The sequence below is a fragment of the Amycolatopsis thermalba genome, assembly GCF_003385215.1.
Classification (GTDB): domain Bacteria; phylum Actinomycetota; class Actinomycetes; order Mycobacteriales; family Pseudonocardiaceae; genus Amycolatopsis_E; species Amycolatopsis_E thermalba.
In genome coordinates this window covers 1-12,256 of the sequence record NZ_PQHW01000155.1, presented here as the reverse complement: position 1 = coordinate 12,256, position 12,256 = coordinate 1, and the positions used below count along the sequence as shown (strand labels likewise).

At 72.0% G+C, this 12,256-nt stretch carries 10 protein-coding genes and 1 pseudogene; 4 read left to right on the top strand and 7 right to left on the bottom strand.

What is annotated here, in order from left to right; genetic code table 11:
• Window positions 1–505 precede the first annotated feature (505 nt).
• Together D0D15_RS33860 and D0D15_RS33855 are read right to left on the bottom strand one after the other, a co-directional pair.
• Window positions 506–832, bottom strand: coding sequence for a hypothetical protein (locus D0D15_RS33860; RefSeq protein WP_094004663.1), 327 nt, complete (start codon window positions 830–832; stop codon window positions 506–508).
• Window positions 833–986: 154 nt separating this feature from the next.
• Window positions 987–1,658 carry a GAF and ANTAR domain-containing protein gene (locus D0D15_RS33855; RefSeq protein ID WP_094004664.1) on the bottom strand — a complete coding sequence of 224 codons (672 nt, stop codon included), beginning with the start codon at window positions 1,656–1,658 and terminating at the stop codon, window positions 987–989.
• Window positions 1,659–1,833: 175 nt separating this feature from the next.
• Here D0D15_RS33855 and D0D15_RS33850 point away from each other — a divergent pair, with 175 nt between their 5' ends.
• Window positions 1,834–2,859, top strand: coding sequence for a hypothetical protein (locus D0D15_RS33850; RefSeq protein ID WP_094004665.1), 1,026 nt, complete (start codon window positions 1,834–1,836; stop codon window positions 2,857–2,859).
• A 4-nt stretch (window positions 2,860–2,863) separates the two neighbouring features.
• Here the strand turns inward: D0D15_RS33850 and D0D15_RS33845 are convergent, their stop codons facing one another.
• Entirely contained in the window at window positions 2,864–4,438 is a 1,575-nt protein-coding gene (locus tag D0D15_RS33845) for a putative glycoside hydrolase (RefSeq protein WP_094004761.1), read from the bottom strand.
• 127 nt (window positions 4,439–4,565) lie between these two features.
• Between D0D15_RS33845 and D0D15_RS33840 the strand changes: the two genes are divergently transcribed.
• Together D0D15_RS33840 and lepB are read left to right on the top strand one after the other, a co-directional pair.
• Complete coding sequence (locus D0D15_RS33840; RefSeq protein ID WP_094004666.1) at window positions 4,566–5,594, top strand: polysaccharide deacetylase family protein; 1,029 nt, start codon at window positions 4,566–4,568, stop codon at window positions 5,592–5,594.
• A 24-nt stretch (window positions 5,595–5,618) separates the two neighbouring features.
• Window positions 5,619–6,326, top strand: a pseudogene (lepB, locus tag D0D15_RS33835) (signal peptidase I); the annotation flags it as partial.
• Window positions 6,327–6,328: 2 nt separating this feature from the next.
• Here lepB and D0D15_RS33830 read toward each other — a convergent pair.
• From D0D15_RS33830 to D0D15_RS33815, 4 genes are read right to left on the bottom strand one after another with little or no spacing between them, the layout of a single operon-like run.
• A complete protein-coding gene (locus D0D15_RS33830) occupies window positions 6,329–6,919 on the bottom strand; it encodes a GTP-binding protein (RefSeq protein ID WP_094004668.1) in 591 nt (196 codons plus the stop codon).
• Window positions 6,900–7,274 (bottom strand): DUF742 domain-containing protein, encoded by a 375-nt coding sequence (locus D0D15_RS33825; protein WP_017984828.1) that lies wholly within the window; start codon window positions 7,272–7,274, stop codon window positions 6,900–6,902. Before D0D15_RS33825 ends, D0D15_RS33830 begins: the two co-directional genes overlap by 20 nt.
• Window positions 7,274–7,684: a roadblock/LC7 domain-containing protein gene (locus D0D15_RS33820; RefSeq protein ID WP_020421504.1), complete on the bottom strand. Its 411-nt coding sequence runs from the start codon at window positions 7,682–7,684 to the stop codon at window positions 7,274–7,276. Before D0D15_RS33820 ends, D0D15_RS33825 begins: the two co-directional genes overlap by 1 nt.
• On the bottom strand, window positions 7,681–10,092 hold the full coding sequence (locus D0D15_RS33815) for a sensor histidine kinase (protein WP_115945039.1): 2,412 nt from the start codon (window positions 10,090–10,092) through the stop codon (window positions 7,681–7,683). Before D0D15_RS33815 ends, D0D15_RS33820 begins: the two co-directional genes overlap by 4 nt.
• A 676-nt stretch (window positions 10,093–10,768) precedes the next feature.
• Between D0D15_RS33815 and D0D15_RS33810 the strand changes: the two genes are divergently transcribed.
• Window positions 10,769–12,073 carry an amidase family protein gene (locus D0D15_RS33810; protein ID WP_208646210.1) on the top strand — a complete coding sequence of 435 codons (1,305 nt, stop codon included), beginning with the start codon at window positions 10,769–10,771 and terminating at the stop codon, window positions 12,071–12,073.
• Window positions 12,074–12,256: the final 183 nt, after the last annotated feature.

The following is a 12,256-nucleotide window of genomic DNA, read 5'->3' as shown; positions in this document are numbered from 1 at the left end:
GACACCCGGGAACCGCCGCCCAGACGCCCGGGAACCGCCGCCCAGACGCCCGGGAACCGCCACCCGGACGCCCGGAAGCACCGCCCCGACCGCCCGGGAACCGCCACCCGGACACCCGGGAACCGCCACCCGGACACCCGGGAACCGCCACCCGGACACCCGGGAACCGCCGCCCAGACGCCCGGGAACCGCCGCCCAGACGCCCGGGAACCGCCACCCGGACGCCCGGAAGCACCGCCCCGACCGCCCGGGAACCGCCACCCGGACACCCGGGAACCGCCGCCCAGACGCCCGGGAACCGCCCGAATACCCGGAACCACCGCTCGGCCGCCCGAAACCGCCGCCCGGGCGCCCGGCACCACCGCCCGACCGCCCGGGAACCGCCGCCCAGACGCCCGGGAACCGCCGCCGGGCCGCCGGGAACCACCGCCGGGCTGCCGGAACCACCGCCCCGGCCGCCCGGAACCACCGCCGGACGCCCGGCCAGCCGGACGCCCGGCTCACCTCACGACTCCGGCGCCTCCTGCCGATGGTGCCGTCCGCTGGGCGACAGGTGGTGCCGCCACCGCGCGGGCCGATCGGTCTCATGACGGTTGCCCGCTCTCGAGCCGCTGCCCAGGACGTCCGAGGCGGCGATCCACCGCTCCCCGCCGTCCTCGTCGGTCATCGGCACCAGCAGGCCCTCCTCGCCGGTCCGGCACTTCCCGGACACGACACCCACGCGCACGGTCACCTTGTCCGGCCCGTCGTCGTCGCGGTCGAGGTACATCAGCCGGTCCCCGACGCGGAAAGCGTCCGCCTGCAGCTGGTGGTCGTGGGACGTGGTCGTCATCCGGTGCTCCCCTCGCATCGAGCATTCCAACAGCGGGCACCGCCGGGGTCCGGAGCGGGTTCCTCCTCCGCCGTCTGCCTGCCTCCTGGCGACGGCGGAACCCGATGCTAACCGGCGAATGTCCGGAACACGACCCTTCGTCCCCCGGAAACCGTCAGAAATCGTTCGGCCGCACCGGGTCGCGGCCGTCGACGATCGCGCGCGCCAGGTCCGCGACCCGCTGGTTGTGGTCACGCGCGTACCGCCGCAACCCCTCGAACGCAGTGTCCACACCGATCTTGTGCCGTTCGGCGAGCATCCCCTTCGCCTGCTCGATGACGATCCGGCTGTCCAACGCGGTCTGCAGGTGCCGCAACCGCACGCCGAGCTGGTGCAGATCCCGTTGGTGGGCCAGGCGAAGCGCCGCGGCGTGCGCCAGCCGAAGCCCGGTCCCGCCCGCGTTCCCGCCGGCGTCGAACAGACAGAGCGCACCGAAAACCCGGCCGTCCGCCAGAATCGGCAAAGTTTCTACTGAGGAGTAACCGGCTTCCGCGCAGGCAGTGGAAAACCGGGGCCACGGACCACCACCGGATGATCCACTGTGGAGGCATTCGGGCGCGGGCCCCTCGTCGTGTTCGAGCTGGAACCGCACGAGCGCCGGCGCGGCTCCGGTGCCGGCGGTGATCCGCTCCGGCTCCGCCGGGAACGACAGCACCACCCCGGCGTCGCGGGCCGGCCCGAGAACCGCCGCGCGCTCGGCGAGGTCCTGCGCGAACCGGTGCACGTCGAAGTCCTCGGATTCGCGCGCCAGCAGTTCGAGCAGGGCGTCGATCAGTTCGGTGCGCATCGGCCGCCCTCCCGGTGTCCCCAAGCCGTACCCGCCTACCGGTCCGCAGAACTGGGCTGATCGGGTGAACCACGATACGTGGCCGATCGGCTCTGCACCGTTGTTGACCAGCGTTTACGTCCCCAGCGCGGGCGATCGCGCTTGTGTGATATGCGTTACAGTCCTACCGTGTCGCATGACCACCGCGTTCGACACCGCCAGGGCGATCGGCGACGCCGTCCTGTACCACCCGCGGACGCCGGACTTCGGCGTGCTGATGCCGCCGGCGTTCGCGTCGCCGCAGGCCGGTGACTTCGCCGACTGCCGCGTGGAGTGCCTGCTCGAACCGCGCTCGCACGCCGTGCTGCACGTCCGGCTGCGGTTCCTGCAGAGCCAGGAGCGCGTCGTGTGCCGCCGCGGCGCCGACGGCGGGTACGACCCGGTGGCGTCGCTGACCGTGGACGGTACCGAGCACACCACCTGGGACGAGGTGGTCGAGCGCGAGATCGACGCGGTGCTGCCGGTCGCCGAGCTGACCGCCCAGCGCACCTGCGTCCCGTTCGTCGTCGGCGGCGCCGAGCGGACCGAAATCCTCGGCCGGGCCGGGAAACTCGTCCGCCGCAGCTGGTCGGTCACCGGCGAGCTGCGGCGGAGCGCGCGGGTCCTGGGCGGCCGCACCGGGATCCGGTTGCGCGCCGACGTCGTCAACACCACCGAGTGGTACGAGCCGGACTCATCGCGCGAAGAGGCGCTGCGGCACGCGATGTTGTCCGTCCACGTGGTGCTCGCCGTGAACGCCGGCCGGTTCGTGTCGCTGACCGAGCCGCCGCCGTGGGCTCGTGCGGCCGCCGAGCAGTGCGAAAGCCACCGGCTGTGGCCGGTGCTGCTGGGCGACAACGACGCCGCGGTGCTGGCCGCGCCGGTCACCCTGTACGACCACCCGATCCTCGTGCCGGAGAGCGAAGAACGCATCCAGTACCTGCGCCGGGGCATCCTGGAGGACACCTGGTGGGACCCCGGCGCGGTGTGCCCGGAGACCGACGAGGTGGTGGTCGCCGGGGTCGCGGTGTCCGCCGGGAGCCGGGTGCGGCTGCGCGACGGTCTGATCGGGACGGTCCACGCGGTACTGTCCGATGAAGAGGGATACCTGCACCTGGAGATCAAGGTGGGCGATCGGTACCGCTACGCCACCCCGGGCGAGATCGAACCCCTCCCGGTCTGACCGGTCAGGGCGCCAGGTCCGCCGCGTTGTACTTGCACGAGGCGTTCCACAGCAGGAACGAGTCGATCCCGTTGGCCCGCGCCCCGTCCAGCTGCGCGCGGATCTGGTCGCGTCCGTAGTGGACGGACATGCTGAACGCCTGGATCCACGGGATGATCACCGACTGCGTGCCGGCGGCCTTCTCGGCGAACGCCGCCAGCGACCGCTGGGTGATCTCCAGCGGCTGCGACTCCGGATCGGCGACCCCGTACTCGCCCGGACCCCAGTGCGACGGGTAGATCATCGGCGCGATGTAGTCCACCTTGCGTGCCATGGCGGTGATGTCCTGCCCGATCTGCGTCGGCCGGTTGACCGCTATCCCGAACACCGACGCGCCCAGGTACGCGCCCTCGGCCCGCACCGCGTTGCGGCTCTCGGCGAGGAAGTCCACGATCCCCTCCTCCGGCGTGCCCTCCAGTCCGGGGAACCGCAACTGCTCGATCGGGCCCTCGGGCCGCCGCACGTAGTCGTAGAGGATGTCGTCGAACCCGGCCCGCGCGGCTTCCGTCGCCAGCGCGATGTTGTACTCCCGCACCTCGCGGTTGGCGAAGTTGGTGAACGCGTACTCGCCGTACCCGCCCGCCCACGGCTGCCCGTCGGCGCTCTGCACGACCCGGTCGCGCTCGCCGGACTCCCACGACGCCCGCGCCAGGATCGGGTCCCGGAACGCGACGAGCCGCCCGACGACGCGGACCCCCTCCTTGTGCAGCTGCTCGACGACCCCGTGCAGGTCGTAGTAGTTCTTCGCGGCGCCGATCTCCTTCGCGAGCGGCACCTGCGAGGCGTACCCGACCTCGCCGCTCTCGTCCTTGATGTCCAGCTGGACCGTGTCGATCAACCCGTCCCGCGCCATCTGCAGCACCGGTTCGCGCAGCGCCGGCGCCGTCCACGCCACCGCGGTCATGTGCACGCCGCGCATGCCGGGGTGCCGCGCGCGCACCGGGACCCGGCCGGCCGCGCGGTTGCCCGCCGCGTCCTGCGCGCCGATCTCGATCTTCGCCGGGGGAGTCGGGATGGTGACGGTGAAGTTGCCGAACTCGTTGACCTTCACCTCTTCGCCCTGCACCGTGACCTTGTCCGCGCCCTTGGCCGTGCCGCGCAGGGTCACCGGCTTGCGCGGGTCGCTGATCTCGATCGGCTGGAAGGACAGCTCCGGCGCGGTGTTGTCGACGTGGAAGGTGCGGGACACCTCGGCGTCCGGCAGGCCCGGAATCTCGTTCGGCAGCCGGGCGACGAGGGTGTGCTCGCCGTCGCCGACCTTCAGCGGCGGCAGGACCAGCCGGCCACCGTCACGCGCTGTGGTCACCGGCTGGTCGTCCAGGATGACCGTGACCCGATCGAGGTCGCTGTCCCTGGCCGCCAGCACCCGGATGTCCCGCAGCGACTCCGCGTTGGTGGTGACCCCGTCGCCGAGGCCCTGGATGGCCAGCCCGAACGGGAGCGACTGCACCACCGTCGGGGTGGCGGCGATGGCGACCGTGGCGATGATGGCCACGAGGACCAGAACCGCGTTCCGGGACCGTGTCCGGTGCCTGCCCATGTAACCCTCCCGCGCCGGTGTGCCGAGCAGCGGGCACATTCCCCGGATCAGGCGGGTCATTCGGGAATCCATCCCTTCGGGTTACACCCCGTTGCCTCCGCGCTACGGACGGCGCACGTTGGTAGGCGTGACACCCAAGCTGGCTTCCCTCGTCGCGGTCCTGTTCCTGCTCACGGCGTGCACGACGGTCGTCGAGGGCCACCCGCACGAGCAGAGCGACGGCGGCGAGGGGTGGGCCGCGTTCGCCCCGCTGCGCTCGTCCGCCCCGGCGGCGGCCCCGGCCGCGCCCGCCACGGTGCGCGCCAACGAGCTGGGCCGGGTCCCGGTGCTGATGTACCACCGCATCGTGACCGAACCCGAATCGGTCTACGACCGCACGCCGGACGACTTCCGCGCCGAGCTGGAACGGCTCGACCGCGAGGGCTACGTCCCGGTGTCGGCCGCCGACTTCACCGCGGGCCGCATCGACGTCCCGGCCGGCACGCACCCCGTGGTGCTCACCTTCGACGACGGCGACCCGAGCCAGTTCGCGCTCGGCCCGGACGGCAACCCGGTGCCGGGCACCGCCGTCGCGATCATGCTCGACTTCGCCCGCAGCCACCCGCGGTTCCGGCCGGTCGCCACGTTCTACGTCAACGCCGAGCCGTTCGGCGACCCCGGTGGCGCCCGGACCATCCCGTGGTTGCTGGACCACGGTTTCGACGTCGGCAACCACACCAGGACCCACGCGAACCTGCGCGAGGCCGACGAGCAGACCGCGCAGGCCGAGATCGGCGAGCTGGACGCGCTGATCCGGCGGGCCTCGCCGCGGGCGAACCCGACCACGATCGCGCTGCCGTTCGGCATCCACCCGCGGCCCAAGGAGCTGGCGTTGCAGGGCGCGGGCTACCGCTACCAGGGCGCGTTCCTGGTCGGCTCGAACCCGTCCGCGTCACCGTTCACCGCCGACTTCGACCCGCTCAACATCCCGCGCATCCGCTCGCAGGGCCCGACGGGTGAGGAGGCCGAATACGGTTCGGCGGTGTGGCTGGACAAGCTCGCGCAGAACGCGGACAGCCGGTACACATCGGACGGTGACCCGGCCCGGATCTCCTACCCGAAGTCGGACACCGACGAGGTGGCCGCGAAGTTCCGGGACCGGGTGAACCCCTACTGACGCCGTTTTCGATAGCCTGGTGCGGTGCCGAACCCGGAGGACGCAGGTCAGGAGAGCACCACCCGCCCGGCGAGGCGGTGGCGGCGGCCCAGGAAACAGCGTCCGTTCTGGGTCGAGCTGCCGATCCTGATCGTCGTCGCGCTGGTGCTGGCGTTCGTGTTCCAGCAGTTCTTCGCGCGGGTGTACACGATCCCGTCGGGGTCGATGGAAACCACGCTGCACGGCTACGCCGGGTGCTACGGGGACAAGATCCTGGTCGACAAGATCACCTACGACTTCACCGACCCGGAGGCGGGTGACGTCGTGGTGTTCAAGGGCCCGGAGGCGTGGGTGGGCGACGAGGTGACGACCACGCGTTCGGACAACGCGGTGGTGCACTTCCTCCAGGACGTCGGTTCGGTGTTCGGCCTGGCGCCGCCGGACGAGCGCGACTTCGTCAAGCGGATCATCGCCACCGGCGGTCAGACCGTGCAGTGCTGCGACGACCGGAACCGGGTCCTCGTCGACGGCCGGCCGCTGGACGAGCCCTACATACACTGGCAGGACCCGGCGCGCCAGTGGCAGGACTCCTTCCCGCCGGTCCGGGTGCCGGAGGGTTACGTCTGGGTGATGGGCGACAACCGCAACAACTCGTGCGACTCGCGCTGCGAGGAGCAGGGCCCGGTCCCGGTGGACGACCTCATCGGCAAGGCACGCTTCATCGTGCTCCCACCCGGCCGCTGGGGCACCGTCGACTAGCGACGGGCCAGTGCCGCGTTCGCCATCACGTGCTGCATCAGGATCACCAGCACCTGCTTGGTCGACTCCCGGTCCCGCGCGTCGCACAGCAGGATCGGCACCGTGTCGTCCAGCTCCAGCGCCGCGCGCACCTCCTCGGTGCCGTAGCGGTAGGCGTTGTCGAAGCAGTTGACGCCGACCACGAACGGCAGCCCGCGCCGTTCGAAGAAGTCCACCGCCGGGAAGCAACTCTCCAGCCTGCGCGTGTCGGCGAGCACCACCGCGCCCAGCGCGCCCTGCGCGAGCTCGTCCCACATGAACCAGAACCGGTCCTGCCCCGGCGTGCCGAACAGGTACAGGATCAGCTCGGGGTTGATCGTGATGCGGCCGAAGTCCAGCGCCACGGTCGTGGTGGTCTTGCTCTCCACCCCGGTGAGGTCGTCGATCCCGGCCGAGGCCTGGGTGATCGCCTCCTCCGTGCGCAGCGGGGAGATCTCGCTCACCGAGCCGACCATGGTGGTCTTGCCGACCCCGAAGCCGCCTGCGATCAGCAGCTTCACCACGGTGGCGGAGACGTTCCGCCGGGGCTCAGAGCCTGCGAATGCCATCGAGAACCGCCTGAAGTACGTGTTGTTCCGGGGTGTCGGAGATGGGCTGGGACGTCCGGTAGATCACGTGTCCGCGCTCGATGAGGTCGGCCAGCAGCACCTTCACGATCGGCACCGGCAGGTCCAGGTGCGCCGCGACCTCGGCGACCGACAGCGGCCGCTGGCACAGCCGCACGATCCGGGCGTACTCCGGTGCCATGGTGGCCGCTTCGGCCAGGCCGGGCAGGGCGACCACGAGGGACAGCAGCTGCAGGTCGATGTCACCGGCGTGGGTGCGGCCGCCGGTGATCGTGTACGGCCGGGCGATCGGTCCGGCCGCGTCGTCGAACCAGGTGTCGTCGTCCCGCCTGATCATCATGGCGTGCTTTGCTGCTCAACTCGTGGCGCCGCGCTCAGTGCGGCACCGACCCGCTTGACCATCATGTTCATCGCGTACGCGACCAGACCCATGTCGACGTCCGCGGCGGTCAGCAGCGCGAGGCAGGCGCCGTGCCCGGCCGTGGTGACGAACAGGAACGCGTGGTCCATCTCCACGACGGTCTGGCGCACCGCGCCGCCGCCGAAGTGGCGCCCGGTGCCCTTGGCGAGGCTCTGGAACGCCGACGCCACCGCCGACAGGTGCTCACCGTCCTCTTCGGACAGGTTGGTCGACCGGCCGATCAGCAGGCCGTCGGCCGACAGCACAACCGCCCGGTCCGCTCCCACGACCTGCTGCAGGAGGTCGTCGAGGAGCCAGTCCAGCTCGTTGATTCCCGCGTTCGTCACGTGTGCTCTCCCAGAATGTCGGTGGTGCTCGGATCCTGTTCGCGTGCGCGGCGGGTGCCCTGCTGGAACGCCGAGAGCCGGCTGCGGGCCTGCTCCGGGCTGTCGTCGGGCACGGTGCTGTGGTCGGGCTTCGGGCTGTCGTTGGTGGCGGCGCTGAAGGTCGCGGTCTCCTCGTCCTTCCTCAACTGCGGGGCCAGGTTCTGCTGCCGTCGGCGCCGCGGCAGCGGCGGGCGGTCCGGCGAGATCGGTCCGGCGTGCTGCGGCGGCCGGGCCTGGGGCGGGCGCGTGTCGATCGGCACGCGGGTGTCCAGCGGCGCGCGCAGCGGGATCTGCGGGCGCTGCGGCGGCGTGTGCTGCTGCTGCGGCGCAGGCTCCGGCGGAGCAGCCGGGACCGTGGGGCGGAACAGGTCCACCCGCGCCGTCGGCTCTGCCTGGTGGTGCCCGTTGGTGGCCGGCTCCGGTGGCGCGTCGGCCTCACCGGGCCACCGGTGCGCCGGCGCGCTCTGGGCCGGGACCAGCGCCTCCTCGGGCTGCGGGGCGTCGTCCGGCTGCGGCACCGGAGCCAGCAGCTCGGACCGGACGAGCACGATCGCCCGGGTGCCACCGTAGGCGGAATCGCGCAGCGTCACCGAAATCCCGTGCCGGGACGCCAGGCGCGCGACCACGAACAGGCCCAGACGCGGTTCCGCGGACAGCGCCATGACGCTGAAGTCCGGCGGCTCACGCAGCATCGCGTTCAGCTCTTCGGCCTGCTCCGGCTCGATGCCCAGGCCCTGGTCCTCGATCTCGATGACCACGCCCTTGCCGACGACGTCACCGAACACCTCGACGCGCGAGTTCGGCGGCGAGAACGACGTGGCGTTGTCCAGCAGCTCGGCGAGCAGGTGCACCAGGTCGGCGACGACCGGGCCGGCGACCGCGACGTTCGGCAGCTTGCCGACGGTGACGCGCGCGTAGTCCTCGGTCTCCCCGGTGGCGCCGCGGATCAGGTCGGCCAGCGCGACCGGGTTGCGCCACTGCCGTCCCGGCCGCTCGCCGCCCAGGATGATCAGGTTCTCGGCGTTGCGGCGCGCGCGGGTGGACAGGTGGTCCAGGCGGAACAGCATGTCCAGCTGGTCCGGGTCCTCCTGCTTGCGCTCGGCCTCGTCGAGGGCCTTGAGCTGCCGGTGCACCAGCACCTGACTGCGGTGGGCGATGTTGAGGAAGACCTTCTTGGTGCCCTCACGGGTCTTGGCCTCGTCCACGGCGGCCGCGATCGCGGTCTGCTGCGCCTTGTTGAACGCGTCGGCGACCTGGCCGATCTCGTCGTCGCCGTGGTCCAGCAGCGCGACCTGGGTGTCGAGGTCGACGGCCTCACCGGTGCGGACCCGCTCGACCAGCTGCGGCAGCTGCGTCTCGGCGGCCTCCAGGGTCTCCTCGCGCAGCCGGCCCAGCCGCTGGATCAGCCGGTTGGACAGGCGCCACGCGAAGAAGAACACCGCCAGCGACACGATCAGCGCGGCGGCGCCGGCGATGATCGAGGTGACCAGGGTCCGGTCACCGCTGTCCAGGCCGACGTTGGTGGCGTTGGAGCTCTGCTCGATGTAGAGGCCCATCAGCGCGTTCCCGACCTGCGTCGCGGCGTCGCGCCACTGCGCCTCGGGCACCGGCAGCGAATCCTGGTTGCCGCGCAGGAAAGCGTTTTCCACCACGCTCAGCGTGTCCCACGCCGGGCTGGCCAGCAGCGCGTCGTACTTGGCGCGCACCGACGGGATCATCTGCGGGGCGGCGACCGCCAGCTCGGCGTGGTAGGCGCCGACCTGGCTGATGTAGGTGCGGAACTCCTCCTCGGACAGGCCGCGGCCGGCGATGCCGGCGGCCGCCAGCGCGTCACCGCGGGACATCGCGTCGGCCGCGGTGAACAGCGGCATCGCGGTGACGCGGAGGAACGCGGTCTGGGCGTCCGGCGCGCCCTCGGCCACGCCGTTCAGACCGGTGGCGAACTCGTCGATGATGCGGTTGTAGAAGGCGTAGGCCTCGAGCGGGGACGCCTGCCTGCTGTCCACGCGCTGACGCAGCTCGGGCAGCTGGGCGAAGTTCGCGCTGGTCTTGGCGATGCTCTGGCGCACCGACTCCGGGGCGTCGTCGACCATGTCCTGCAGGACGGTCGCCATGCGCGCGGCCGTCGTGTCCGTCTTGGCCCGGGCCTGGATCAGATCCGCCCCCGGCGTGCCGTTGCCGGCCAGCGTGCGCAGGGTCAGCACCCGCTCGGCGCGCACCGCGCCGAAGAAGAGGGCGCCCGGCTCGGCCGAGTCGTGGACCTTCGTCGCGAACTCGCGGGCGTTGACCGCCTGCACGACCAGGTAGCCCGCGAGCGCCACGCCGGCGAGCAGCAGGGCGACGCTGGGCACGATCGCGATCGCGAGCACCCTCGACCGGATCGAAGCACGCCGCCTACGTGTTCCGAATACCTTTTTCAACGCTCTGAGGAGCCTTCCCGCAACTCGATGTGATGGCCTCGGCCCCCGGACCCGAGTTGACGCTTCGCACAGGAACCGCAGTGGGTTGTACGACCGGGAGAGTGAACCAGCCCGGACAAGTATGAGTCAACTTCACGTTCTGTCCGCACCGGACGCCTCTCCGTCGAGGTGTCCGGGACTTCGTCAGCCGCGCGGATATTGTCGTCCGGCTATATGATCCCGTTACGCCCGCACTAACGGGGTCGCGCGGATCATCGCCGGACTGTGGAATGCCGAGGCGTTCCGCGGGTACTATTCCGCCGGATGGTCTTGCCGTTTGCTCCGATTGGTTGCAGTGGTCGGTGCTGCGTCCGTTTTTCCTGTGATATCGCACACCTTTATCGATGAGGGTACCGGGGTTTCCGAACCGGATTCTAGCTGTGGCGCAAGGGGTCCTGGTCGAGCCCGCGGCCGCGGGTCCACTTCGGAGGATCGCGCTGAACAGGCCGTCTCACGGTGGGTGCACGGATTGATCACGTTTCGTGCGCCGAGAACCGTGACGAATCCGACACCGACCGGGCCGCTGTGTGATCGACCGGTCACGCGAGCGGCTATTGCGTCGCGGTTTCTTCTATAGGGTTCGCACATGGTGGTGACGGCGAAGGCGCTGGCCGAGGCGGTGCGGGCCGGGGAAGCGGACCCGGTGCGGGAGACCGAACGGGTGATCGCGGGGATCGAGGCGGCGGACCGGGTCGTGGGCGCGTTCCGCCGGGTGCGCGCGGCGGAGGCGGTGGCCGAGGCGCGGCTCCTGCGGACGCGTGCGGACCTGGCGGAGCTCCCGCTGGCCGGGGTGCCGGTGGCGGTCAAGGACGTGGCCGGGGTCGCGGGCGAGACCGTGACGCGCGGGACCGCCACGGCCGTCCCGGCTGGTTCGGACCACTTGGTCGTGCGGCGGTTGCGGGCGGCGGGGGCGGTGATCGTCGGGATCACGCGCGTGCCGGAGCTGTGCATCTGGCCGATGACCGACTCGCCGGAGGCCGTGACGCGCAACCCGTGGGCGCCGGAGTACACGGCGGGCGGTTCGTCCGGCGGCAGCGCGGCGGCGGTGGCGGCGGGGCTGGTGCCGGTCGAGGTCGGCACGGACGGGCTCGGCTCGATCCGGCTCCCGGCGGCGATGTGCGGGCTGGTCGGGATCAAGGCGGGGGCGGACGTGCTGGCCGAGGACGGCTGGTTCGGGATGTCCGCGCACGGCAGCCTGGCCACGACGGTCGCCGACGCGGCGTTGCTGTTGTCGGTGCTGGCGGACCGGCCGGGGCTGGCGGAGGTCGGCGAGCCGGGACGGTTGCGGATCGCGGTGTCGACGGACGTGCCGCTGACGCACGCGCCGGTGCCGCGCCCGTTGACGGCGGCGGTGGAGCGGGTGGCGGAGCTGCTGGCGGCGTCGGGGCACGGGGTCGAGCGGGCGCGGCCGCGGTACGGGGTGGAGCCAGTGGCCGGGATCGTGTCGCGGTGGTTCGCCGGGCCTGCCGAGCAGACGGCGGGGTTGCCGGTGGAGACGCTGCAGCCGCGGACGCAGCGGCACGTGCGGATCGGACAGGCGGTGCGGCGGCTGGTGACGCCCGGCACCGCCCGCCGGTGGACGGCGCGGGCGGCGGAGTTCTTCGCCCGGTACGACGTCCTGATCACGCCGACGCTGGCGACGCTGCCACCGAAGGCGAGGGCGTGGCACGAGCGATCCTGCCTGGCGAACGCGTTGCCGTCGGTCGCCTTGGCGGGCTTCACGGGCCTGTGGAACCTGTCCGGCTACCCGGCGATGTCCGTCCCGGCAGGCCGCCACCCGAACGGCCTGCCGATCGGCGTGCAGCTGGTGGCCCCACCCGGCGGCGAGGGAAGGCTGCTGGCGCTGGCCGCGGAGCTGGAAAAGCAGAACCCCTGGCCGCGGCTGCCTTAGCGCCGGGCCGGTGGCCGCTCACAAGCGGCCCGGCGCGGTGGGGCGCGATCAACGGCCGCGCGCCCGGGTGGCTGCTGGCAGCCGGCCGTGGCGCGACGGGTGGATCTGGATGCCCCGCAGGGGCTGGGCGGGTGCGGTTGCAGGGCCGGGCCGGCCCGGCCCTGCAACCGCACCCGCCCAGCC